Consider the following 22,392-nt stretch of genomic DNA (forward strand, 5'->3'; position numbering starts at 1 on the left):
GACCGGGGCAAGCCGTGAAGGGTCCCTTCACAGTCAAAACGACTGTGAAGGGACCCTTCACGGCCAACACTCACGCGACCTTGCCGGAGCCCTGCTCGATACGGCCGTGAGGGGACCCCTCCTCACCAGAAAGCGAGCCAGGGTTCCGGCAAAAGTCCCGTCCCCCGAGGGCACCTCACCCGGACCGAGCGTGGAACTCATGCGCACGAGCGTGGGACACAAGCGCACGAGCGTGGGACACAAGCGCACGAGCGTGGGACACAGGCGCCGGAGGGTGGGACTCGCCCCCTCACGGCGACGCGCTGCCCTCAACCGGCCCGGAGCGCCTCGGCCAGTTGCCGGGCGGCGGCCCGCGGGTCCTCGGCCTCGGTGATGGCGCGCACGACGACCACCCGCGACGCGCCCGCGTCCAGTACCTCGGGCAGCCTGGCCAGGTCGATGCCCCCGATCGCGAACCACGGACGGTCCGTGCCGCCCGCCGTCGCCCGCACCAGGTCGAGACCGGGGGCCTGCCGCCCCGGCTTGGTGGGAGTCGGCCAGCACGGCCCGGTGCAGAAGTAGTCCACACCGGCCTCCACGGCCGCCGCGCGGGCCTGTTCGACCGAATGCGTCGAACGCCCGATGACCGGCTCGTCGCCGAGAATGCGGCGCGCCGCGCTCACCGGCAGGTCGTCCTGTCCGAGATGCAGCACGTCGGCACCGGCCGCGAGCGCCACGTCCGCCCGGTCGTTGACCGCCAGCAGCGCGCCGTGGCGCGCGCACGCCTCGGCCAGCACCTCCAGCGCGGCCAGCTCCTGCCTGGCCTCCAGCGGTGCGCCGCCGGTCTTGTCCCGCAGCTGGATGATGTCCACCCCGCCGGAGAGCGCGGCGTCGGCGAACTCGGCGAGATCGCCGGATGCGGTTCGCGCGTCGGTGCACAGGTACAGCTTCGCCGCGTCGAGCCGTTTCCTGATCTGTTCACCACTGAGCCCTGGCATGGCCGCAACGGTAACCCACGGGGTAACGTGTGGGGGTCCGCACGGGAGCCCGGGACACGGGCTGAGAGGGAGCTGACCACCGCTTCGACCGTGGAACCTGATCCGGATCATGCCGGCGCAGGGAGCGTGATTTCTGTGGCAGAAACGCAGGTGGCCGTCGTGGGTGGCGGCGTGATCGGCCTGTCCGTGGCCTGGAAGGCCGCGTTGGCCGGGTACCGGGTGACGGTGATCGACCCTTCGCCTGGTCGCGGCGCCTCCTGGGTCGCGGGCGGCATGCTCGCCCCGGTGGCCGAGGCCTGGCCCGGCGAGGAGGCCGGCCTCGCACTCGGGGAGGAGTCGCTGCGGCGCTGGCCCGCCTTCGCCGAGGCGCTCGCCGCCGACGGGGGCGACCCCGGGCTGTCCACCGAGGGCACCCTCGTGGTGGCGTTCGACCGCGCCGACGCCGATCAGCTCGCCGTGCTGGCCGAATACCTTGCCTCGGTGGGCCGCGCGGTCGACACCGTCACCGGGCGGCGGCTGCGGTCGATCGAGCCCGGGGTGAGCGGCGCGCGGTCCGCGCTGCTGGTCCCCGGCGACCTTGCCGTCGACAACCGCCGCCTGCTGCGTTCGCTCCAGGCCGCCGCGCTACGGCGTGGCGTGCGCTTCCTCGACGTCGAGGCCACCGCCGTGGAGCCGGGCCTGGTGCGGACCGGTTCCGGGGACGTGCGGTGTGACGTCGCGGTGCTCGCCGCCGGCGCGTACAGTGCCCGGCTGCGGCCCGGGCTGGGCGTGCGCCCCCTCAAGGGGGAGATCCTGCGGCTGCGCGTCCGCCGAGGCAGCCTCGGGCCGCCCCGGCACACGGTGCGCGGGTTCGTCGAGGGCCGCCCGATCTACCTGGTGCCGCGCGAAGACGGGGAACTGGTGCTCGGCGCCACCCAGTACGAGGCCGGGTTCGACGAGACCGTCACCGCCCGCGGCGTGCGGGAACTGCTCGAAGGCGCGGAACGGATCTTCCCGGGCATTGCCGAGTACGAGCTGGTCGAGATGGCCGCCGGGCTGCGGGCGGGCAGCGTGGACACGCTGCCGTACCTGGGCCCGCTCGCCGACGGGCTGCTCGCGGCGACGGGGCACCACCGCAACGGGTTGCTGATGGCGCCGGTGACCGCCGACGCGATCGTGGCGTGGCTGGACGGGGAGAAGCCACCGGCCGAGGTCGAGGCCGCGGACCCCGCACGGGACGGAGGGCATTAGATGGAAGTACAGGTCAACGGCGATTGGCGCGCGTTCCCGGACGGGATCACGGTCGCCGGGCTGCTCGAAGCGCTGGGCACCGCGCCGCGCGGCGTCGCGGTCGCGGTCGACGGCGTGGTCGTCCGGCGCGGCGACTGGGCGGAGACCGTGGTGTCACCGGGCGCGCGGCTCGAGATCCTGACGGCGGTGCAAGGTGGTTGAGACGAGCACGGACGGCCGGTTCGACGGGGCCGGGGACGAGCTGGCGATCGGCGAGTACAAGCTGGGCTCCCGCCTGATCATCGGGACCGGCGGCGCGGCGAACCTCGCCGTCCTCGAACGCGCGCTGGTCGCCTCGGGTACCGAACTGACCACGGTCGCGATGCGCCGTGCCGACGCCGAGGGTGGCTCGGGCGTGCTGGAACTGTTGCGGCGGCTGGGTATCCGGCTGCTGCCCAACACCGCGGGCTGCCGCAGCGCGGCCGAAGCGGTGCTCACCGCGCAGCTGGCGCGTGAGGCGCTGGAAACCGACCTGATCAAGCTCGAGGTCCACGCCGACGACCGGACCCTGCTGCCGGATCCGCTGGAGACGCTGGACGCCGCCGAGCAACTGGTCTCGGACGGGTTCACCGTGCTGGCCTACACCAATGACGACCCGGTGCTGGCACTGCGGCTGGAGGAGGCGGGCTGTGCCGCGGTGATGCCCCTCGGCGCACCGATCGGCACCGGCCTCGGCATCCGCAATCCCCACAACATCGAGCTGATCGTGTCCAGGGCCGGCGTGCCGGTCGTGCTCGACGCGGGCATCGGCACGGCCTCCGACGCGACGCTGGCCATGGAACTCGGCTGCGACGCGGTCCTGCTGTCCACCGCGGTCACGCGCGCGCAGGATCCCGAGCGGATGGCCTACGCCATGCGCTCCGCGGTGATCGCGGGGCGGCTCGCCCGGGGTGCGGGACGCATCCCGCAGCGGTTCTGGGCGCAGGCGTCCAGCCCGCCCCGGTAGAAACGCACCGTACCGACGTGTTCACCGCGGCCACCAAGGGGAAACACGTATGGTGGTCGGCACCCTCAACGGGTGTGGATCGGGTCGGCAGAAGGAGCTCGAGGTGGACGGGTCGGCAACCGAGGATGTCGCGGGGCGGTTGTTCCTGGCGGTGGGAAGGCTTTCCCGTTCCCTGCGGCAGGCCGGCACGCCCGGGCCGGGCCACGGTTCGATCTCCGCGCTGGCCACCCTGGCCGCGCACGGCCCGATGCGCCTCGGCGACCTCGCGGCGAAGGAAGGCGTGGCCGCGGCGACCATGTCCCGCATCATCGCCGGGCTGGTGGAGGTCGGCTACGCCAGCCGTGAACCGGATCCGGTGGATCGCCGCGCCTGGCTGGCGACGGCGACCGAGGAGGGCGAGCGGATGCTGTCCGGTGTGCGCTCCACCCGCGTCAGGGAACTCAACCGCCGGATCTCACGGCTGGCCCCGAAGCTCCAGGCCGATCTCGCCGCGGGGCTGGTCGCCCTCGAAGCCCTCCTCGCCGACGAAGAGGACTGAGCCTGTGTCGGAGTGGCTGGGGCCCTGGCAAACAGAGGGGGTCCCTCACGGCACGTCAGCCACCCGCTCGTAAGTCGTGAGGGGTTCCGCCCGCGGAAGGCGCACCTCGACTATCAGGCCGCCGCGGGGGTCGGCCGTGAGTGCCACGGTGCCGCGGTGAGCGGTGACGACAGCGTCCACAATGGATAGCCCGAGTCCGGTTCCGGGGCCGGTGTGGATGCGTGATCCGTCGCCACGGACAAACGGTTCGAGCAGCCGGGCGGCGGTATCGGGCGGGATCTTCTCGCCGGTGTTTTCGACGCGCAGGAAGGCCGAACCGGCCACGATGCCGGTGAAGACCCCGATCCGGCCGCCGGCATGGTTGTGGCGCACCGCGTTGTCGATCAGATTGCCGACCATGCGCTCCAGAAGGATCGGCTCGCCAGTCGTCGAGGCGGTGTCGAGTTCGGTCCGCACGACGAGGTCGCGAGCCGCGATCTCCTCGGCGGCGCCGTTCAGAACGCGCTCCACGAAGAGGGCGAAATCCACCGACCGCGGCGTGCCCGAACCGGCCTGGCTGCGGGCCAGCGCGAGAAGCCCGTCGAGCGTGCGTTGGCTGTGCTCGACGGCGCTCGCGACATCGCCGATCATGGCGAGCAATTCGACTTTGTCCGGATCGCCGTCGAGGGTGACGTCGATGGCGGTGCGCATGGTGGTCAGCGGCGTCCGCAGCTCGTGCGCGGCGTTGGCGGTGAACATGCGCTGGCCGTGCAGGATCCGGTCGCGCTCGAGCACACCCTGCTGGATCCGGTCCAGCATCCCGTTGATCGTGTCGGCCAGCGTCGTCAGCTCGTCGGCCGGTGCCGCGACCGGCACGCGCTCGGACAGGTTCTCCGCGGACAGCCGCTGGGCCGTGGCCGAGATCGTGCGGATCGGCCGCAGCACGCGACCGGCCACGAGCCAGCCCAGCACCGCGGCCAGCACGGTCACGACCGCGAGCGCGATCCCCTCCAGCGAGAGGAAGGCGGACAACGCCGCGGCCTGCACCCGCGCGGCGACCTCCGAAGGCGGCTGCGGTACCGGAGGCAGCTGATCGCCGGCCGCGGTCCCGCCGACGACGATGACCGACACCCGGTGCACCAGGTTCTGCCGCATCAACAGGTAGGTCAACCCGGTCAGCACGATGCCCGCCGCCAGCACAAGCCCGGTGTAGAGGATCGTGAGCCGGGCGCGGGCGGTCAGGTGGCGGGGCATGCCCGGACCCGGTATCCGGCGCTGGTCACGGTGTCGATCAGCGGCGGGTCACCGAGCTTGCGGCGCAGCGTGCCCACGGTGATCCGGACCGCGTTGGTGAACGGGTCGGCGTGCTCGTCCCACACCTTGTCCAGCAGGGTCTCCGCGCTGATCACGTCGCCACCGGCGGCCAGCAACTGTTCGAGCACCCCGAATTCCTTCGGCGTCAGGTGCAGCAGCCGCCCGGCGCGCTCGACGGTGCGGCGGGCGGGGTCGAGGACCACGTCGGCGGCGCGCAACACCGGCGGGCGGGCCGGAGTGCTGCGCCGGGACAGCGCCCGCACGCGGGCGACGAGTTCGGAAAACGCGAACGGCTTACCCAGGTAGTCGTCCGCGCCGAGGGTGAGCCCCTCGACCCGGTCCTCCACGGTGCCGGACGCGGTCAACATCAGGATCCTTGCCGTGCCCTGCTGGGCCAGTTGCCGGCATACCGCGTCCCCGTGCACCACGGGCAGGTCCCGGTCCAGTACGACCACGTCGTACGGCGTGACCGCGCACTTGTCCAGCGCGGTGCGGCCGTCGAGGGCGAGGTCGACCGCGAAGCCGTGCTTGCGCAGGCCGACCGCGACGTACTTCGCCAGCGGCTGCTCATCCTCCACCAGCAGTACGCGCATCCAGCCATTGTTCCGTTCGCGACCTATGGATCCGGTATGCCCCGGACATCGGTCGCCCATCGGCACCTGCCGGTAGAACGGCAGCCATTCGTCCGAATGGAGACACGCTCATGAACCCTTCCCGCCGCTCCGTGCTGGCCATGCTCGGAGCCACCGGCGCAGTGCTGACCCTCCCCGCGAAAGCCCAGGCCGTCCCTGCCCGGATACCGAGCGGACTGCGACCGGAAGGCGAATTCGACCGGTTCGTCAAGGAACAGGCGGACCAGGACGCGTTCTCCGGCAGTCTGCTGGTGATCAACCGCGGCAGAACAGTGCTGGCCCGCTCCTATGGCATGGCGGACAAGGCGAAGTCGGTCCCCAACGGCCCGGACACCCTTTTCGCGCTCGCTTCGGTGACGAAGCTGTTCACCGCCGTCGCGGTCGCCCAGCTCGCCCAGGACGGCAAGGTGGCCTACCACGGAAAGCTGGGCACCTATCTCACCGGCTTTCCGGACGACATCGCCGGGAAGGTGACCGTCCACCACCTGCTCACCCACACCTCGGGATTCGGTGATCTCTTCACCATGCCGGGATACCTGGAAGCGGCGGCCACCTGGACGAGCGCGCAGCAGGCGATGGACAGCACCACGGACTTCGTCCGGACGTCCACGCTGTCCTTCGCGCCCGGCGCCGGATGGCAGTACAGCAACGCCGGTTACCACCTGCTCGGCGCGATCGTCCAGCAAGTGTCCGGGCAGTCCTACTACGACTACGTGCGCACGAACATCTTCGGCAAGGCCGGCATGACCAGTTCGGACTTCTACACGAAACCACAATGGCGGGCCGACCCGCGCATGGCGCATCCCTACGGCCTGCAGCCCTCAGGCGGGCGCACCGACGGCCTCGAGGACCGGATGTTCGTCGGCGGCCCCGCCGGCGACGCCTTCTCCAACTGCCCGGACATGGCACGTTTCGCCGAAGCCCTGCTCGGCCACGAACTGCTGAACCCCGAGTACACGCAGATCACGATCGGCGGCAAGGTGCCACCGAGCCCCAACGGCCCTGGCCGGCCGCCGACCGGGACAATGCGACGGCAGGCGGTCTTCCAGGCCTACGGTCCGCAGGCCGTGCTCATCAACGGCCAGTGGAACATCGGGCACAGCGGTGGTTCCTTCGGTGAGGCCACCGATTTCCAGCTCTATCCGGACAGCCGCTACGTGACGGTGATCCTCAGCAACTACGACTACGACCGCAACCTGGGAATGCCGCCCGTGTTCGTGAAGGCGCAGGAGCTCATCGTCAGCGGAGGGGCGTGAGGGGACTCCTCGCGGCGCAGCTCAACGGTTCAGGGGCGGTCTTCAGGCGCGAGGCGCCAGAAGGCGGAGACCGGGCCGACCTTGGCGCCCATCGGGTAGGAGTGGGCGACCGCGTTGCCGACGAACCACTTCCCGAAGCGGGCCGCCTCGGCCACCGTCATGCCCCGTGCCAGGCCGGCGGTGAGGGCGGAGGCCATCGAGTCGCCCGCCCCGTGGGTGTGCACGGTCGCGATGCGCGGGCCGGGGAGTTCGAGGAAGCTCTCCCCGTCGTAGAGGACGTCGACGCACTCCGGGTCCTCGGTGAGGTGACCGCTTTTCACCAGCACGTAGCGCGGCCCGAGTGCGTGCAGCGCGACCGCGGCTTCGTGCATGTCCTTCCGCCCGGTCACCGTGATCCCGGTGAGCAGCCGCACCTCGTCGAGGTTCGGCGTGAGCACGGTGGCCCGCGGCAGCAGTTCCTCACGCAGCATGGCCAGCCCCTCCTCGTCGAAGAGGGGATGACCGTGCATGGAGGCGGCCACCGGGTCGACCACGAACGGGATTTCGTGGTCCCGCCCGATGCCCGCCTGGTCGCAGGCCCGCGCCACCGCGGCGATGATCTCGGCGGAGGCCAGCATGCCCGTCTTCGCCGCGTGCACGCCCATGTCGGCCGCGACCGCCTCGATCTGGCCCGCGACGATGTGCGCGGGGATGTCGGCCCGGTCGTGCACACCGAGGGTGTTCTGCACGGTGACTGCGGTCACCGCGACCAGGCCGTGCACCCCGCAGGTCAGGAACGTCCGCAGGTCCGCCTGCAGGCCCGCCGCGCCACCCGAGTCGGAACCGGCGATGGTCAGTGCGGCGGGCGGACTGGCAGGGGTCGGCATACCCCTAGTGTGACAGCCGCCAGAACGGCGACACCGGGCCGATGCCCTCGCCCAGCGGGTAGGCGTCGGCCACGCAGTGCTCGATGAACCGCTTGCCCTCGTCGACGGCGTCCGGCACGCCCAGTTCGTGCGCGAGCGACGCGGTGATCGCCGAGGCCAGCGTGTCGCCGCTGCCGTGCGTGTGTTTGGTTTCGTAGCGCCGGCCCGACAGTTCGATGTACTGGAATCCGTCGGAGAGCAGGTCCACGCACTCCGGTTCGTCGAAGAGGTGGCCGCCCTTGACCAGCACCCACTGCGGTCCCAGTTCGAGCAGTTCGTCCGCGGCGTGGCGCTGGCTTTCCCGGTCGGTCACCGCCAAGCCGGTGAGCAGCCGCACCTCGTCGAGGTTCGGGGTGACCAGCGTCGCCCGGGGAAACAGCTGGGTGCGGATCGCCTCCAGCGCCTCGTCCCGCAGCAGCGGGTCACCGTGCATCGAGGCGGCCACCGGGTCGACCACGAACGGGACGTCGTGATCACGGCCGATGCGGACCTCGTCGAGGGTCTTCGCCACCGCCTCGATGATCTCGGCGCTGGCCAGCATGCCGGTCTTCGCCGCGTTCACGCCCATGTCCAGTGCGACCGCCCTGATCTGCGCGGTCACCACGTCCACCGGGATTTCGGTGAAACCCTGCACGCCCAGCGAGTTCTGCACGGTCACCGCGGTGATCGCGGTCATCCCGTGCACCCCGCAGGCGAAGAAGGTACGCAGGTCGGCCTGGATTCCGGCGCCACCACCGGAATCCGAGCCCGCGATGGTCAGTGCGGTCTTCGGCGTCGCGCTCATCGCTCCACGACCGGCAGATAAACCTGGTTGCCCTGCTCGCCGAACTCCGTGGACTTCTCCCGCATCCCGGCCTCGATGGCCTCCACAGTGGACAGCCCGTGTTCTTCGGCGTACTTGCGGACGTCCTGGGTGATGCGCATGGAGCAGAACTTCGGTCCGCACATGGAGCAGAAGTGCGCGGTCTTCGCCGGTTCGGCGGGCAGCGTCTCGTCGTGGAAGGAGCGGGCCGTGTCCGGGTCCAGTGCCAGGTTGAACTGGTCCTGCCAGCGGAACTCGAAGCGGGCCTTGGACAGTTCGTCGTCCCACTGCTGGGCGTACGGGTGCCCCTTGGCCAGGTCCGCGGCGTGCGCGGCGATCTTGTAGGTGATCACCCCGGTCTTCACGTCGTCCCGGTTCGGCAGGCCGAGGTGCTCCTTCGGTGTGACGTAGCACAGCATCGCCGTGCCGTACCAGCCGATCTGTGCCGCGCCGATGGCGGAGGTGATGTGGTCGTAGCCGGGGGCGACGTCCGTCGCGAGTGGACCGAGGGTGTAGAACGGCGCCTCGCCGCAGAGCCGTTCCTCCAGTTCCACGTTTTCCTTGATCTTGTGCATCGGCACGTGGCCGGGCCCCTCGATCATCACCTGCACGTCGTGTGCCCTGGCGATGTGCGTGAGCTCGCCCAGGGTCTCCAGTTCGGCGAACTGCGCGCGGTCGTTCGCGTCCGCGATCGAGCCGGGCCGCAAGCCGTCACCGAGCGAGAAGGTGACGTCGTAGGCGCGCAGGATCTCGCAGAGTTCCTCGAAATGCGTGTACAGGAAGGATTCCTGGTGGTGCGCCAGGCACCAGGCGGCCATGATCGAACCGCCGCGCGAGACGATGCCGGTCACCCGGTTGGCGGTGAGCGGCACGTACCGCAGCAGCACGCCGGCGTGCACGGTCATGTAGTCCACGCCCTGCTCGCACTGCTCGATCACGGTGTCCCGGTAGACCTCCCAGGACAGTTTTTCCGGTTCCCCGTCGACCTTTTCCAGCGCCTGGTAGATCGGCACCGTGCCGACGGGAACGGGAGAGTTGCGCACGATCCACTCCCGCGTCTCGTGGATCCGCTTGCCGGTGGACAGGTCCATGATCGTGTCGGCGCCCCATCGGGTCGCCCACACCATCTTGTCGACCTCTTCCTCCACCGAGGACCACACCGCCGAGTTGCCCATGTTGGCGTTGATCTTCACCAGGAAGTTCTTCCCGATGATCATCGGTTCGCTCTCGGGATGCCTGCGGTTGGCCGGAATCACCGCCCGCCCGGCGGCGACCTCGTCGCGGACGAACTCGGGAGTCACCCGCTCCCTGGCGGCGATGAACTCCATCTCCCGCGTGATCACGCCCGCCTTGGCCCAGCCGAGCTGGGTGTCGTGCGCCCGGCCGTCCGCCCAGCCTGCGCGCAGCGGATGGAGTCCATTGTGGACATCGATACGCGCGTCGGGATCGGTGTACGGGCCGGAGGTGTCGTAGACGTCGAAGTGGTCGCCGTTGGTCAGGTCGATGCGGCGGGCGGGCACCCGGAGCCCGGACTCGGTCTGGTGGTAGACCTTGCGGGAACCGGTGATCGGACCCGTGGTCACCGTGACGGAGGCATTGTTTTCGAGCGTCGTCAAGAAAGATCACTCCCTACGCCGGCATTACCCGGTCAGGTTCGGCGGTCGGTGACACCGGATCCCGCATGGGACGACCAGTCACCCTCTCAGCCCGCCAAGGCGCGAGCTCCCGCGATTTTTCTGTGTACGACGACCATGCCATGTCACACCACGGAGAACAAGTGGAACAGCTCACTCGCGGTGCCGCCCTCGGCATGGCGCGGTGCGGCGCGTTCGCGGATTTCCGCAGGTCAGTCGCGTCCGGTAGGCTTTCGGCCAGGAGCACGGAGGGGTCTGATGGGCACGATTCCGGTCGAATTCGGCAGTGATTGGGATGCGCTGTTGCGTGCCTGGTGGGAGCTCGACGTACCCGAGGGGTGGCGTGCCGAGATCCTGGAGGGGGGAGTCACGGTGTCGCCGCCACCCGGCAACGGGCACAACCTGATCGCGGATCTGGCGCACCGCGGCCTGGTCCGCGCGGTGCCGGTCGATTGGTCGGTGCTGCAGACGCTCGGTGTGTCGATTCCGGGTGTGAAGCGGTTGTACGAGCCGGATCTGGTGGTGGTGCCGCGCGCCGAACTCGTGGCACGTCCGGACCAGGTGCCGGTGCCCGCCGTGTTGGCCAAGTTGGCGGTCGAGATCGTTTCGCGGGGCAATGCGCGCACGGATCGTGTGGAGAAGCTGTGGGCCTACGCGCAGGCGCCGGTGCCGTTGTATCTGTTGATCGACCGGTTCGACGACGAAGGTCCGACGGTGACGTTGTTCTCCGAGCCGGTCGACGGGCACTACCGGACCGTCGAGCGGGTGCCCTTCGGTGACTCGATCACCCTGCCCAGCCCGATCGACCTGGTGCTGGACACCAAGGAGTTCTAACCGTCCAGTTCGCTGGGGGTGGCGACGACGTCCACCATGGCCCCGCTGCGGAGCACGGTCACGGCGAGACGGGTGCCGATCACCTCGGCGAACAGCAGCCGCTGGATGTCCTGGGCGTCGCGGACGCGCTCCCGCCCCACGGTCAGTACGAGATCACCCGCGTGCAGTCCCGCCCGTGCCGCCGGGCCGCCCGGCACCACCTCCACCACGCGCAGCCCCGCGCGCTGCCCGGTCCGCTCGGCCACCTCCTCGGGCAGGGGGGCGGGCACCCCCACCACACCCAGGTAGGCGCGCCGCACCCGGCCCTCGACGAGCAGGGTGTCGACGATGCGGCGGGTGGTGGCGTTGATCGGCACGGCCATGCCGAGACCGATGCCGGCGACAGCGGTGTTCACGCCGACCACGCGCCCCGTGGAGTCGGCGAGCGCGCCACCGGAGTTACCGGGGTTGAGCGCGGCGTCGGTCTGGATCACGTTCTCGATCACGCGACCGGCGCGGCGGGTGCGGACGGGCAGGGAACGGCCGAGGGCGCTCACCACCCCGGCGGTCACCGAACCGGCCAGCCCCAGCGGGCTGCCGACGGCCACCACGAGCTGGCCGACGACGAGCTTGTCGGCGTCGCCGAGCCGGGCGGCGGGAGGCGCGTCGCCGCGCACACGCACCACCGCCAGATCGGACAGCGGGTCCGCGCCGATGACGAGGAAATCGGTCTCCGTGCCGTCGGCGAAGGTGGCCACTCCACCGGAATCGGTGCCGACGACATGCGCGTTCGTGATCAGGTACCCGTCTTCGGCGAAGACCACCGCCGAACCGCTGCCGCGCGCCAGCCGCAGGCTCGCCACGTGCGGCGTCACTTCGGCCGCTACGGAACTGACGGACCGTGAATAGGCGTCGAGGGCTTCCGTGTCATCCATCACGACCACCACCCCGGATTACACCGTTACGTGCGTATCCAGTGTGCGCTCGCGCGGGTGGTCACCGCCGCCCCGTTCACCATCGGCGAACCCCGGGGTCAGACCTCGTCTTCGCCCGGCAGCCAGGTCAGTCCGGGCACGCCCCACCGGTTCCGCTTGATCATGCGCTTCGCGTCGCGGGCGTGCCGGCCGACCAGCCGGTCCAGATAGAGGTGACCGTCGAGGTGATCCGTTTCGTGCTGCAGGCAGCGGGCGAAGTAGCCGGTGCCTTCGACCTCGATCGGATTGCCATCGCCGTCGAACCCGGTGACCTTCGCCCAGTGCGCCCGGCCCGTCGGATAGGACTCGCCGGGCACGGACAGGCAGCCCTCCCAGTCGTTGTCCGGATCCGGCATGGTCTCCGGGATCTCCGAGGTCTCCAGCTTCGGGTTCACCACGACACCCTTGTGCCGGCCGCCCTCGTCGTCGTGGCAGTCGTAGACGAACAGCCGCAGGTCGAGACCGATCTGGTTGGCGGCGAGGCCGACCCCCTCGGCCGCGTACATCGTCTCGAACATGTCGTCGATGAGGGTGCGCAGTTCGTCGTCGAACTTCTCCACCTCGCGGGTCGGGTGGTGCAGCACGGGCTCACCGGCGATGCAGATGGGGTGAATCGTCACAACCTGCGATCGTACCCATTGGTGGGCCGGGACGCGCCGGGCCGTGATCCCACCATCGGCTGCCACCCTCGTGATTGAATGGCCTGGCGGAACGACAGCGTGTGTTTTGCCGAACTGAGGAGACCGATGGACGCCGCGGAGTCGATGGCTGACGATCGGCCGTCCCCGCCGGATTCCGTCGCGGGACTGTCCGAGCGCGAAGCGGCGATCCTCGCGTTCGAGCGCCAGTGGTGGCGCTTCGCCGGGGCCAAGGAACAGGCGATCCGCGAGCAGTTCGACCTGTCCCCGACCCGGTACTACCAACTTCTCAATCAGCTTCTCGAAAAGCCGGAGGCCCTGAGCGCCGACCCCATGCTGGTCAAGCGGTTGCGCAAGCTCCGCACGGTCCGGCAGCGCAGGCGGGTGGCCCGGCGACTGGGGATCGAGGCGTTATGAACTTCCTGCAAGGCCTTTCCCGGCCGCTGCGGCTGGCGGGTGTCGTCCTGCTCGGCGTCGCGCTGGTCGCGCTCGTGATCGGCACGATCACCGCGCTCAACGGCCCGTCCACGCAGAACACCGCCGCCCCGGCGAGTTCCTCCGCGCCCAGTGGCGCCCCAGGTGGCAGCACCGTTCCGAGCCCGACTTCGGCCCCGGCGGCCACCTCCTCTGCGTCCAGCAGTGCTCCGGCCGCCGCCACGCCCTCCTCCGGCGCGCCGGTCATCGGCCAGCCGAACACCGGCACCCCCGGGGACCAGGCCGAGGCCAAATGGGTCCAGGTGCGTGTCTACAACAACAGCACCATCACCGGTCTGGCCGCCCGGGCCGCCAACGACCTGCGGGCGGACGGCTGGAACGTGGCGGAGCCGTCGAACTATCCGTACGGGATCATCCCGACCACGACGGCGTACTTCACCCCCGGCACCGACGAGGAGACCGCGGCCAAGGCGCTCGCGGCCGCGTTCGGCATGAAGGCCGAGCCGCGGTTCGCCGGCATCCAGAACGCCAGCCCCGGTGTGATCATCATCGTCACCAACGACTACCAGGGCCTGCACAGCAAGGGATCCTGATCAGCGCCGTCCCGCGTAGGCCGCCAACTGGGCCAGCTGGATCGGGTCGAGCGACGGGCGCACCGCCGAGCGGGCCTTGTCCAGGTGGGCGGCGGTGACCTCGGTGGCGTCGAGTGACTCCCGCATCGCGGTCAGCGCCGCCTCCCGGATCAGGGCGGCGCAGTCGGCGGCCGAGTATCCGTCCAGGGCGGCGGCGAATTCCGCGAGATCCACGTCGTCGGCCAGCGGGGTGTGCTTCGCGGTGGCCCGCAGGATCTCCGCGCGGGCCTCGGCGTCCGGCGGCGGCACGTAGACCTGACGCTCCAGCCGCCCCGGCCGCAGCAGCGCGGGATCGACGAGTTCCGGCCGGTTGGTGGCGCCGAGGACGACGACGTCGCGCATCGGTTCGACCCCGTCCAGCTCGGTCAGCAGCGCGGCGACCACGCGGTCGGAGACCCCGGAGTCGCCGGACTGGCCCCGGCGCGGGGCCAGTGCGTCGATTTCGTCGAGGAACACCAGTGAGGGCGCGGCGTCGGCGGCGCGGCGGAACAGCTCGCGGACGGCCCGTTCGGATTCGCCGACCCACTTGTCCATCAGCTCGGCGCCCTTGACCGCGAACACGTTCAGCGCGCCGGTCGCGGCGAGCGCCCGCACGAGGAACGTCTTGCCCCCGCCCGGCGGACCGTACAGCAGCACGCCGCGCGGCGGGGCCACACCGAGGCGGGCGAACGAGTCCGGGTAGCGCAGCGGCCACAGCACGGCTTCGGTGAGCGACTGCTTCACCTCGGCCATGTCACCCACGTCGTCGAGGCTGAGCCCACCGGTCGCCAGCGTGTCCGAAGTGGACATCGAAATGGGGCGGACGGTGTCGAGTGCGGCCACCAGGTCCTGCTGGGCGATGCGCGGCTCGGCCGAGTCCCGCTGGCGCAGGGCGGCGCGCAGTGCGGCGTCGCGGCGCAACGCGATGAGGTCGGCGGCCACGAAACCCGGGGTGCGGACGGCGAGTTCGCCGCAGTCCACCCCCGGTTCGACGGGCACGTCCCGCAGAAGCAGGCGCAGTAGTTCGGTGCGGGTCCTGGCGTCGGGCAGCGGGATCGACAGCTCGCGGTCGAGTAGTCCGGGACCGCGAAGGCGCGGGTCGCAGGCCTCCGGCCGGGCGGTGGTGGCCACCAGCGCGAAGCCCGGTTTCGCCAGTGCCGCGCGCAGTTCGGCCAGCACCACCGTGGCGACCGGGGGGCTGCTCGCGCCGGAGAGCAGGGCGTCGACGTCGGTGAGCAGCAGTACGGTCGGTTCGCCGGTGGTCGCCTCGTCGAGGGTTTCCCGCAGCAGGGAGGCGGCGGCGTTCGGTTCCAGTGCGGCCATCGTGGGTGCGGCCAGGGTGCGCACCCGAATGCCCTCGGCGGCCGCGACGGAGCCGACGAGGGTCGACTTGCCGACTCCCTCGGGTCCGGACAGCAGGATCCCGAGCCGGGCGGTGGTGCCGAGCCTGGTGAGCAGTTCGGGACGGCGGAAGGCGAGGTCGAACCATTCGGTGAGGGTGCGGGCCTGTGCCTGCGCGCCCACGAGGTCGCTCACCGGGACGGCCGCCGCTTCCGGTTCGGCGGCCGGGGCAGGCGGCCGGGACGGGGTGTCGGCGGCCTGGGCCGCACGGGCGGGCGCGGCGGCCGCCGCGGGCCGCTCCCCGTCCCGCCAATTGACCACAGTGGACTGTCCGATCGCGACGACTCCGCCCGGTTCCGTGGCGGTGACGCTGAGCAGTTCCGAAGTCCAGGTGGCGCCGATGGCCCGGGACAGCTGCCCGCGCACCGAAGCGGCGTCGGACCCCGGCGGCGGCGCGAGGTCCTGCGGGAGCAGCGAAACCGCGTCGCCGACGGTGACCACCTTGCCGATCAGGGCGAGCCGGAGGGTGTGCGGGGGCACCGAAACGCGGGCGAGTTTCGAACCGGCGACGGTCACGGAGCGGGCCGCGGACACGGCGGCGGGTGCCACCACCACCTCGGCGCCCTCCGTGACCCCCAGGTTCGACATCGTGACGTCGTCGCAGAGCACGATGCCGGGAGCGTTGCCCGCCTCCGCCGGAGCCGCCAGCGCGGCGCTCACCCTGGCACCGGTCAGATGCACCGCATCCCAGGCGCGCAGGCCGAGCGCGTCCAGCACCTCGGGGTGCAACCGGACCACACCCCGGCGCGTGTCCAGCGCCGAGGGAGTGTGACGGAGGGTCAGCGTGATCTGCGGAGCGCTCACGCCCTCACTCTAGGGCCTCGTGCGGCCCCAGCCGCCCGGCTGACCTCCCGTCGCCGCCCTACCGCTCCTCGCGCTGGCGCTGGCGAAGCCCCATGCGGCGCCAGCTGCGGCGCCGGTTGCGCTCCTCGCCGTCCGGCGTGAAGGTGCGGACACCGCGCACCACATGGCCCGAGCCGCGCGGCAGGCGCATGGACAGCCCGGCCCCGGCCACCTTCGGCAGCTTCGGCCTGCGCAGGCGCAGGCGCCCGGTGCTGCGCGCCCGCCGGATCGCCCGCCGCTCGCTCACCGGCACGTGCCAGGCCTCCGGATGCTGGGCCAGCCACCGGTAGCGGCGGACCGAGAACGGGATGTGCACAAGGTAGAGCAGCAACGCCACGGCCAGCGCGATCAGCGGATACTGGATGATCGCCGCGGCCAGCAGGCCCACGCCCACGAGCAGCGGGGCGGCCGCCTTCGCGGGGGCCTTGACCTTCTTCAGCGACAGCGTCGGGATGCGGCTGATCAGCAGTAGCGAGACCGCCACCGTCCAGACCCACACCACGGGTTCCGACGCCCACCAGCCGTTGCCGAACTGGAGGGTGATGATCAGCGGCAACAGCGCCAGCAGGCCGCCGGCCGGTGCCGGGACCCCGACGAAGAACTCGTTCGCGTAGGGCGGTTTCTCCGCCTCCAGGAGGGTGTTGAACCGGGCCAGCCGCAGCACCATGCAGACCGCGAAGACCAGCGTGGTGATCCAGCCGAAGCCCTGCGGATCGGCGTGCCAGATGTAGAGCACCAGCGCCGGCGCGACACCGAAGGAGATCGCGTCGGACAGGGAGTCCAGCTCGGCGCCCATCTTGGAGGTCGCGTCCAGGAGCCGGGCGATGCGGCCGTCGAGGCTGTCGAACACCGCGGCGACGCCGATGGCGCCGATCGCCAGCACGTAGTTGTGGCTGAGCGCGAACTGCACCGCGGACAGGCCCGCGGCCAGCGCGAGCACGGTGATCGCGTTCGGCAGCAGGCGCACGCTCGGAGTCATCGCCCGGACCATGGCTACTTCCTCCCTTGGGGAAGCTCGGCGAGCGGTGTTTCGCCGCCGATGGTGCGCTGGCCCTTGCTGACCAGCACCCGGCTGCCCGGAGGCAGGTAGAGGTCGACGCGCGAGCCGAAGCGGATCAGGCCGTAGGTCTGGGCGGCGTCCGCCTTGTCGCCCTCCTGGACCTGGCAGACGATGCGGCGGGCCACCAGCCCGGCGATCTGCACGACCACCAGCTCGTGGCCGTCGACGGTGCGGAGCAGCACCGAGTTGCGCTCGTTGTCGTCGCTGGCCTTGTCGAGGTCCGCGGAGAGGAACTTTCCGGGGCGGTAGGCGACGCGCTCCACGATGCCGGTGGCGGGGGCACGCTGGACGTGCACGTCGAACACGGACAGGAAGATGCTGACGCGCATCCGCGGCTCGGCGGGAAGGCCGAGCTCCGGCGGCGGGGTGGCCTCCTCGATCAGCGACACGAGCCCGTCGGCGGCGGCGAGGGCGAGGCCGTCGCGGGCCGGGGGCACGCGACGCGGTTCACGGAAGAACGCCGCGGTGGCGAGGGTGGCCAGCCCGGCGACCGTGCCCAGTGGCTTGGACAGCCGGCGCAGCAGCAGCGTCGCGGCGATGCCTCCCGCCACGAAGGGGCGGCCCGCGGGATGCATCGGGGGGAGGGTCTCGCGGGCCAGCTGCACCGCGTGTCGGAAGGGGTTGCTCGCCTGCTCCGGCAGGTTGAGGCTCATCTGGTTCCCATGCGTCGGTTCAAACGGTGACCGGTGTGGACCGGGGTGTCCGACGAGCCGCCGACAGTCGATGGCGCCTCGCCCGCCGAACACATCCCGGCATTGTGCCGATCCGGACATCCACGCTACCGCCCGGCCGCCATGGCCGGTGCCGCGTCCCGTGTGCCTGCCACATCTTGCCCGCCCTGACGCCGCGCAACACACCCAAACGGGTGAAGGCCACAGCGATTTCTGTTAACGCAGGGTTCGGTCCGACGATGCAGAACGTAGTTGACGCAGAAAGGACCGGGTCATGCCACCGCCCTACGGCACGCTCGACGAACACCTCGCCGAGCTGTTCGACGCATGGTGGCGTGATGTGCACAGCGAGCCGATACCGGAGCTGGTCGAGCTGCCGGACGCGCTCGCGATACTGCGGGGCGAGGTCAAAGGGCGGGTGAGTCCCCCGACGGTGCTCCGGCAATGAGGTGGCCCCGGCGCCCTGCTCGGGCCCGGGGCCATGCTCGTGGTGAGGAAGCGAGGGGTCAGAAGCCGTCGCACGAAGCGGTGGCCATGGTGCCCTGCGCGGTGGCGGTCTTCGACTCCTACGGGTTCCTTCGCGGCGCTCGTGATCCAGGCCCTGACCGGCCGGAACGCCTTCCGGCTCCGTCCGCGCTCTGTGGCGCAGGGGCGGGTATGTCCCCCGACGACATACCCGCCCGGCGGGGCGGTCCCGGGCCGTGCCGCTCGGAAGCTTAGTGCGCGGCAAACGGGCCGGTGACGATTTGCCGACAAGTTGTTACAAATGGTCACCGGAGATGACTGGTGATCAGCCGCAGTGCGCCGAGCAGCACGACCGCGCCCAGCACCGGGGCACCGCGCCGTTCGTGACTGTCCGCCTCAGGCCGGTCAGAAGAGCAGGACGTCGACTTCGGCTCCTTCGAGAGCCTCGGTGACCTCCTCCGGCAGCACGATCAGGCAGTTGGCCTGGGTGAACGCGGCCAGCAGGTGGGAGCCGGGGCCGCCGCGCGGGCCCACCTCACCGGTCACTTCGCCCTCGTGGTGCCAGTAGTAGCCGCGGCGGAACTGCTTCCGGCCCGACGGCGACTTCAGGCCCTCGGTCAGCCGCGCCCGCACCCGCCTGCGGTCCACGTCGGCGTGTCCCAGCGCGGCGAGCAGCGCGGGCCGGAGGAACACCTCGAACGACACCAGCACGCTCACCGGATTGCCGGGCAGGCTCACCACCGGGACGCCGTGCCAGCGGCCGTTGCCCTGGGGCCCGCCCGGCTGGATCGCGACCTTCGCGAAGGTCACCCCGAGCCCGGTCAGTGCGTCCTTGACCACCTCGTACGCGCCCGCGCTCACCCCGCCGGAGGTCACCACCAGATCGGCCGAGGCCAGTTTCGGTTCGATCGTCGCGCGGAAGGTGGGCACGTCGTCGACCACACTGCGCACCACCTCCACCTCGCAGCCGAGAGCCCTGATCGCCGCGGCCAGCATGACGCTGTTGGACTCGTAGATCTGCCCGTGCCGCAACGGTGCCGGGGGTACCACGAGTTCGGAGCCGGTGGAGACCACCAGCACCCGCAGCGGCCGGTGAACGGACAACCGGTCCAGACCGACCGCGGAGGCCAGCCCGAGCTGCGCCGGTCCGAGCACGGTTCCCCCGTGCAGCGCGATGGTGCCTTGCTTGACGTCCTCGCCGGTGCGGCGCAGGTGCGTGCCCGGGGTGCTCGCCTGCCGGATCAGGACCCGTTCGGTGCCGCCGTCGGTGTGCTCGACCATGACAACGCTGTCCGCGCCGGGCGGGAGCGGCGCGCCGGTCATGATCCGGTGCGCGGTGCCCGGCAGCAGCACCGGCACGTCCGTGCGCCCGGCCGGGATGTCCTCCGCGACCGGCAGTTCGACCGGATGGTCCTGGCTCGCGCCCGCGACGTCCACCGCCCGGACCGCGTAGCCGTCCATCGCCGAGTTGTCGAACGGCGGCAGCGAGACACCGGCGGGCACGTCCTCGGCGAGCACGAGCCCCGCGCAGTCGGCGAGCGGGAGGCTCACCGCCGGGGCGGTGCCGAGCAGTTCGGTGATCGTGGCGCGGTACTGGTCTACGGAGATCACGTGCACATCCTCCCCCGCCGGTACCGGCGTGCAACACTCTCCCCGTTTCGTTCGGGTTCGGTGGGGGAGGTTCGGTGCAGGTCCACACCCGGCACACGCCCGCCTTCGGCGTGGCGCGGGTCCGGCTGGCGCCCGGCGAGGCCGTGCAGGCCGCGGCGGACACGGTGATCGCGAGCAGCTTCGGGATCACCGAGGTTTCCCCGGCCAGAGGCGGGCTCCGGGCGCACGGCAAGGGCGCGCCCTCGGTGTTCACCGCGCCCGCGGAGGGCGGCTGGCTCGATCTCGCCCCGGCCGGGCCCGGCGACGTCTATCCGCTCGAACTCGACGGCAGGACCGGGTGGAACGTGGCCAAGGAGGCCGTACTGGCCCGGCCCGCCTCGGTGCGTCTCGACCAGCACTGGCGACCGCTGCAAACGCTCTTCGGAGGTGACAGCGGCTTCCTCGACCACTACGGCGGGACGGGGCCGCTCGTACTGGCCTCCGCCGGGCCGGTGGACGCGCTCAAGCTGGAGCCGGGGGAGTTGATCACGGTGCGCCCGCAGTACCTGCTGGCCTATCCCGATTCGCTGCAGTGCCGGCTCCGGGCGCTGGACCCCTCGGGTCAGCAGTCGATCCGGACCGGGGAAGGGCTTGCGCTCGACTTCGCCGGTCCGGGCACGCTGCTGATGCAGGCGCGCAAGTCCCGCTGAACCGGTCCGACGGGCCGTCGCGGGGGCCGGGTACCCCGGGCGGGGCCGCCGGAGCGGGCAGGATGTTCCCGTTCGCGTGCAAAATCGCCATGAAGTATCGCTTTGGCCATTGCCCGGCGCCGTTATTCCGGTAGCGTGATCCGCATCTCGGGATGCCGGCTCGTCTCGGCCTCCCAGCGTTCTTTGTGGCAAGGAGGACGCCGTGGCAGTCGGCACGGTCAAATGGTTCAATTCCGAAAAGGGCTATGGGTTCATCGCCTCCCCGGACGGCCCGGACGTATTCGTGCACTACTCGGCCATTCAGTCCGACGGATTCCGCACCCTGGACGAAGGTGACAAGGTCGAGTTCGAGATCCAGGCGGGTCGCGACGGCCGGAGCCAGGCGGCGGACGTCCGGAAGCTCCCGTAGCGCCTACAGCTAGGCTGCGCTGTGTGACAGGCGACGTGTCGGGGGACCTCACCGGTCGCCGGCTGGGCAACTACCGTATCGACGGAGTGCTCGGCAAAGGCGGCATGAGCGTCATGTACAAGGCCACCGATGTCCGGCTCGGGCGCAAGGTGGCCTTGAAGGTGATCGGTGAGCACCTCGGTGCGGACGCCGAGTTCCGGGAGCGTTTCGTCGACGAGGCGCGCAACACCTCGGCCATCGATCACGCGAATGTCGTGCCGCTGTACGACTTCGGCGAGATCGACGGCATGCACTACATCGCCATGCGCCTGGTCGACGGTGCCGATCTGGCCAGTCTGATCTCGGCGGGACCCATTGCTCCGGAACGCACGCTGCGCCTGCTGGACCAGGTTGCCGACGCGCTGGACAGCCTGCACAACCGGGGTCTGGTCCACCTGGACGTCAAACCGGCCAACGTGCTGGTCACCAGTCGCGAGTCGGCACGCGAGCACGTCTACGTCGCCGATTTCGGGCTGACCCGCCGCGGCGCCACGGGGCACCGCACTCGCGGCGGGGACTTCCTGGGCTCGCCGACCTACGCCGCGCCGGAACACCTGCGCGGGGAACCGCTCGACGGCCGCACCGACCAGTACGCACTGGCCTGCGTGCTGTTCGCCTGCCTGACCGGGAGCCCGCCGTTCAAGGGCGACGTGCCCACGGTGATCAAGGGGCATCTCGCCAGTGAGCCGCCCGCGGTTTCGCGGCTCGTCGCGCTGCCGTCCGCGGTGGACGACGTGGTCCGCAAGGGCATGGCGAAGAATCCGGCCGACCGTTACGACAACTGTGTGGAGTTGATCTCCGCGGCGCGCAAGGCACTGGGGCCCGCCGCGGCTTCGCAGACTCCGCCAGGAGCGCCGCACACGACCGCACCACGGGGAGAGGTGGGCCAGATGCAGCCCTACGGACAGCAACCAGGACAGCAACCAGGACAGCAGCCGGGGTGGGGCCCGCCGCAGATGCCGCCCCAGCAGATGCCGCAGCAGCCGCAGCAGCAGATGCCCCAGCAGATGCCCCAGCAGCAGGCGCCGATGCCGCAGCAGCCGTACGGCCCGCCGCAGGGGTATCAGCAGCAGCAGCCCGGCTACGGGCCGCCGCCCGGCTATGGCCCGCCGCAGCAGTTCGGCCCGCCGCAGCAGTCCGGCTTCGGCTCGCCCTCGCCGTTCGGCCAGCAGCAGCCCGGCTTCCCTCAGGAGGAGAAGGGCGGCAGGAAGCTGGCGTGGCTGTGGATCGGCCTCGCGGTGCTCGTGGTCGCCGGTGGCGTGATCGCGGCCATCCTCCTGCTGGGCGGCAAGGACAGCGGTGACGGTGGAAGCGGAGGTACCGGGAAGACGACCGCGCCCAACATCCAGGTCGGCCCGACCGGAAGGCCGTCCGCTTCGGCGGGTGCGTCGTCCTCTGCCGCGGAGCCGCCGGAGAAGGTGTCGATCAAGCCCTCCGCCTGAACGGGCCGCGTTCGCTCGAAAGCGGTGACCCGGAGGTGT

Annotated in this window: 24 protein-coding genes and 1 riboswitch; of the genes, 12 read left to right on the top strand and 12 right to left on the bottom strand. The window is 70.9% G+C overall.

The genetic code is table 11. The annotated features are described in order from the left end of the window. Window positions 1-308: 308 nt before the first annotated feature. The gene (thiE, locus tag FNH05_RS05945; protein WP_144586259.1) at window positions 309-977 is read right to left on the bottom strand and encodes a thiamine phosphate synthase; all 669 of its coding nucleotides are present in this window, start codon (window positions 975-977) and stop codon (window positions 309-311) included. A gap of 31 nt (window positions 978-1,008) precedes the next feature. Then, window positions 1,009-1,118: riboswitch (TPP riboswitch) on the top strand. On the opposite strand from thiE, the gene thiO reads away from it, so the two are divergent. The 4 genes from thiO to FNH05_RS05965 all read left to right on the top strand — a co-directional run bounded on the left by thiO (window position 1,113) and on the right by FNH05_RS05965 (window position 3,730). Beyond that, window positions 1,113-2,207, top strand: a complete 1,095-nt coding sequence (thiO, locus tag FNH05_RS05950; RefSeq protein WP_144586260.1) for a glycine oxidase ThiO — start codon at window positions 1,113-1,115, stop codon at window positions 2,205-2,207. (Overlaps the previous riboswitch by 6 nt.) Then, window positions 2,208-2,408 (top strand): sulfur carrier protein ThiS, encoded by a 201-nt coding sequence (thiS, locus tag FNH05_RS05955; protein ID WP_144586261.1) that lies wholly within the window; start codon window positions 2,208-2,210, stop codon window positions 2,406-2,408. Next, a complete protein-coding gene (thiG, locus tag FNH05_RS05960; RefSeq protein WP_407652651.1) occupies window positions 2,401-3,192 on the top strand; it encodes a thiazole synthase in 792 nt (263 codons plus the stop codon). The genes thiS and thiG overlap by 8 nt, the downstream gene beginning before the upstream one ends. A 103-nt stretch (window positions 3,193-3,295) precedes the next feature. Further along, window positions 3,296-3,730, top strand: coding sequence for a MarR family winged helix-turn-helix transcriptional regulator (locus FNH05_RS05965; protein ID WP_246127557.1), 435 nt, complete (start codon window positions 3,296-3,298; stop codon window positions 3,728-3,730). A gap of 45 nt (window positions 3,731-3,775) precedes the next feature. Here the strand turns inward: FNH05_RS05965 and FNH05_RS05970 are convergent, their stop codons facing one another. Both FNH05_RS05970 and FNH05_RS05975 read right to left on the bottom strand, forming a co-directional pair. Continuing rightward, entirely contained in the window at window positions 3,776-4,963 is a 1,188-nt protein-coding gene (locus FNH05_RS05970; protein WP_186382407.1) for a sensor histidine kinase, read from the bottom strand. Beyond that, window positions 4,948-5,616, bottom strand: coding sequence for a response regulator transcription factor (locus FNH05_RS05975; RefSeq protein WP_144586263.1), 669 nt, complete (start codon window positions 5,614-5,616; stop codon window positions 4,948-4,950). Before FNH05_RS05975 ends, FNH05_RS05970 begins: the two co-directional genes overlap by 16 nt. Before the next feature lie 110 nt (window positions 5,617-5,726). Between FNH05_RS05975 and FNH05_RS05980 the strand changes: the two genes are divergently transcribed. Beyond that, the gene (locus tag FNH05_RS05980; protein ID WP_144586264.1) at window positions 5,727-6,911 is read left to right on the top strand and encodes a serine hydrolase domain-containing protein; all 1,185 of its coding nucleotides are present in this window, start codon (window positions 5,727-5,729) and stop codon (window positions 6,909-6,911) included. A gap of 29 nt (window positions 6,912-6,940) precedes the next feature. Here the strand turns inward: FNH05_RS05980 and thiD (FNH05_RS05985) are convergent, their stop codons facing one another. From thiD (FNH05_RS05985) to thiC, 3 genes are read right to left on the bottom strand one after another with little or no spacing between them, the layout of a single operon-like run. Continuing rightward, on the bottom strand, window positions 6,941-7,777 hold the full coding sequence (gene thiD / locus FNH05_RS05985) for a bifunctional hydroxymethylpyrimidine kinase/phosphomethylpyrimidine kinase (RefSeq protein ID WP_144586265.1): 837 nt from the start codon (window positions 7,775-7,777) through the stop codon (window positions 6,941-6,943). Between the two features lie 4 nt (window positions 7,778-7,781). Next, window positions 7,782-8,600 (bottom strand): bifunctional hydroxymethylpyrimidine kinase/phosphomethylpyrimidine kinase, encoded by an 819-nt coding sequence (thiD, locus tag FNH05_RS05990; protein ID WP_144586266.1) that lies wholly within the window; start codon window positions 8,598-8,600, stop codon window positions 7,782-7,784. After that, window positions 8,597-10,234, bottom strand: coding sequence for a phosphomethylpyrimidine synthase ThiC (gene thiC, locus FNH05_RS05995; protein ID WP_144586267.1), 1,638 nt, complete (start codon window positions 10,232-10,234; stop codon window positions 8,597-8,599). The genes thiD (FNH05_RS05990) and thiC overlap by 4 nt, the downstream gene beginning before the upstream one ends. Before the next feature lie 276 nt (window positions 10,235-10,510). On the opposite strand from thiC, the gene FNH05_RS06000 reads away from it, so the two are divergent. Then, complete coding sequence (locus FNH05_RS06000) at window positions 10,511-11,086, top strand: Uma2 family endonuclease (protein ID WP_144586268.1); 576 nt, start codon at window positions 10,511-10,513, stop codon at window positions 11,084-11,086. On the opposite strand, the gene FNH05_RS06005 is transcribed toward FNH05_RS06000, so the two are convergent. Next, window positions 11,083-12,000 carry a S1C family serine protease gene (locus FNH05_RS06005; RefSeq protein ID WP_144586269.1) on the bottom strand — a complete coding sequence of 306 codons (918 nt, stop codon included), beginning with the start codon at window positions 11,998-12,000 and terminating at the stop codon, window positions 11,083-11,085. The genes FNH05_RS06000 and FNH05_RS06005 overlap by 4 nt on opposite strands. 98 nt (window positions 12,001-12,098) lie before the next feature. Further along, window positions 12,099-12,659: a peptide deformylase gene (locus FNH05_RS06010; RefSeq protein WP_144586270.1), complete on the bottom strand. Its 561-nt coding sequence runs from the start codon at window positions 12,657-12,659 to the stop codon at window positions 12,099-12,101. 126 nt (window positions 12,660-12,785) lie between these two features. Here FNH05_RS06010 and FNH05_RS06015 point away from each other — a divergent pair, with 126 nt between their 5' ends. Next, window positions 12,786-13,094: a DUF3263 domain-containing protein gene (locus FNH05_RS06015; protein WP_144586271.1), complete on the top strand. Its 309-nt coding sequence runs from the start codon at window positions 12,786-12,788 to the stop codon at window positions 13,092-13,094. Next, complete coding sequence (locus FNH05_RS06020; RefSeq protein WP_144586272.1) at window positions 13,091-13,705, top strand: LytR C-terminal domain-containing protein; 615 nt, start codon at window positions 13,091-13,093, stop codon at window positions 13,703-13,705. The genes FNH05_RS06015 and FNH05_RS06020 overlap by 4 nt, the downstream gene beginning before the upstream one ends. Here FNH05_RS06020 and FNH05_RS06025 read toward each other — a convergent pair whose 3' ends face one another. The 3 genes from FNH05_RS06025 to FNH05_RS06035 are packed head-to-tail and all read right to left on the bottom strand — an operon-like array spanning window position 13,706 to window position 17,680. After that, window positions 13,706-15,928 carry an AAA family ATPase gene (locus FNH05_RS06025; RefSeq protein ID WP_144586273.1) on the bottom strand — a complete coding sequence of 741 codons (2,223 nt, stop codon included), beginning with the start codon at window positions 15,926-15,928 and terminating at the stop codon, window positions 13,706-13,708. It abuts the gene before it with no gap. 58 nt (window positions 15,929-15,986) lie between these two features. Further along, entirely contained in the window at window positions 15,987-16,958 is a 972-nt protein-coding gene (gene pssA, locus FNH05_RS06030) for a CDP-diacylglycerol--serine O-phosphatidyltransferase (protein ID WP_144586274.1), read from the bottom strand. Between the two features lie 2 nt (window positions 16,959-16,960). Then, window positions 16,961-17,680: a phosphatidylserine decarboxylase gene (locus tag FNH05_RS06035; protein ID WP_144586275.1), complete on the bottom strand. Its 720-nt coding sequence runs from the start codon at window positions 17,678-17,680 to the stop codon at window positions 16,961-16,963. Between the two features lie 292 nt (window positions 17,681-17,972). Here FNH05_RS06035 and FNH05_RS37860 point away from each other — a divergent pair, with 292 nt between their 5' ends. Then, a complete protein-coding gene (locus tag FNH05_RS37860; RefSeq protein ID WP_186382408.1) occupies window positions 17,973-18,146 on the top strand; it encodes a hypothetical protein in 174 nt (57 codons plus the stop codon). 422 nt (window positions 18,147-18,568) lie between these two features. Here FNH05_RS37860 and moeA read toward each other — a convergent pair whose 3' ends face one another. Next, on the bottom strand, window positions 18,569-19,774 hold the full coding sequence (moeA, locus tag FNH05_RS06040; RefSeq protein ID WP_144586276.1) for a molybdopterin molybdotransferase MoeA: 1,206 nt from the start codon (window positions 19,772-19,774) through the stop codon (window positions 18,569-18,571). Window positions 19,775-19,848: 74 nt separating this feature from the next. On the opposite strand from moeA, the gene FNH05_RS06045 reads away from it, so the two are divergent. The 3 genes from FNH05_RS06045 to FNH05_RS06055 all read left to right on the top strand — a co-directional run bounded on the left by FNH05_RS06045 (window position 19,849) and on the right by FNH05_RS06055 (window position 22,353). After that, entirely contained in the window at window positions 19,849-20,463 is a 615-nt protein-coding gene (locus FNH05_RS06045; RefSeq protein ID WP_144586277.1) for an AIM24 family protein, read from the top strand. 202 nt (window positions 20,464-20,665) lie between these two features. Beyond that, window positions 20,666-20,872 carry a cold-shock protein gene (locus FNH05_RS06050; protein WP_144586278.1) on the top strand — a complete coding sequence of 69 codons (207 nt, stop codon included), beginning with the start codon at window positions 20,666-20,668 and terminating at the stop codon, window positions 20,870-20,872. A gap of 23 nt (window positions 20,873-20,895) precedes the next feature. After that, window positions 20,896-22,353 carry a serine/threonine-protein kinase gene (locus FNH05_RS06055; RefSeq protein WP_144586279.1) on the top strand — a complete coding sequence of 486 codons (1,458 nt, stop codon included), beginning with the start codon at window positions 20,896-20,898 and terminating at the stop codon, window positions 22,351-22,353. Window positions 22,354-22,392 lie beyond the last annotated feature (39 nt).

This window comes from Amycolatopsis rhizosphaerae, assembly GCF_007713715.1.
GTDB classification, from domain to species: domain Bacteria; phylum Actinomycetota; class Actinomycetes; order Mycobacteriales; family Pseudonocardiaceae; genus Amycolatopsis_E; species Amycolatopsis_E rhizosphaerae.

Excerpts from the sequence above, each read along its gene's own strand:
- thiE (WP_144586259.1), bottom strand. The coding sequence starts at position 977 with ATGCCAGGGCTCAGTGGTGAACAGATCAGGAAACGGCTCGACGCGGCG.
- thiS (WP_144586261.1), top strand. The coding sequence starts at position 2,208 with ATGGAAGTACAGGTCAACGGCGATTGGCGCGCGTTCCCGGACGGGATC.
- FNH05_RS05970 (WP_186382407.1), bottom strand. The coding sequence starts at position 4,963 with ATGCCCCGCCACCTGACCGCCCGCGCCCGGCTCACGATCCTCTACACC.
- FNH05_RS05975 (WP_144586263.1), bottom strand. The coding sequence starts at position 5,616 with ATGCGCGTACTGCTGGTGGAGGATGAGCAGCCGCTGGCGAAGTACGTC.
- FNH05_RS05980 (WP_144586264.1), top strand. The coding sequence starts at position 5,727 with ATGAACCCTTCCCGCCGCTCCGTGCTGGCCATGCTCGGAGCCACCGGC.
- thiD (WP_144586265.1), bottom strand. The coding sequence starts at position 7,777 with ATGCCGACCCCTGCCAGTCCGCCCGCCGCACTGACCATCGCCGGTTCC.
- thiD (WP_144586266.1), bottom strand. The coding sequence starts at position 8,600 with ATGAGCGCGACGCCGAAGACCGCACTGACCATCGCGGGCTCGGATTCC.
- FNH05_RS06000 (WP_144586268.1), top strand. The coding sequence starts at position 10,511 with ATGGGCACGATTCCGGTCGAATTCGGCAGTGATTGGGATGCGCTGTTG.
- FNH05_RS06005 (WP_144586269.1), bottom strand. The coding sequence starts at position 12,000 with ATGGATGACACGGAAGCCCTCGACGCCTATTCACGGTCCGTCAGTTCC.
- FNH05_RS06015 (WP_144586271.1), top strand. The coding sequence starts at position 12,786 with ATGGACGCCGCGGAGTCGATGGCTGACGATCGGCCGTCCCCGCCGGAT.
- FNH05_RS06020 (WP_144586272.1), top strand. The coding sequence starts at position 13,091 with ATGAACTTCCTGCAAGGCCTTTCCCGGCCGCTGCGGCTGGCGGGTGTC.
- pssA (WP_144586274.1), bottom strand. The coding sequence starts at position 16,958 with ATGGTCCGGGCGATGACTCCGAGCGTGCGCCTGCTGCCGAACGCGATC.
- FNH05_RS06035 (WP_144586275.1), bottom strand. The coding sequence starts at position 17,680 with ATGAGCCTCAACCTGCCGGAGCAGGCGAGCAACCCCTTCCGACACGCG.
- FNH05_RS37860 (WP_186382408.1), top strand. The coding sequence starts at position 17,973 with ATGCCACCGCCCTACGGCACGCTCGACGAACACCTCGCCGAGCTGTTC.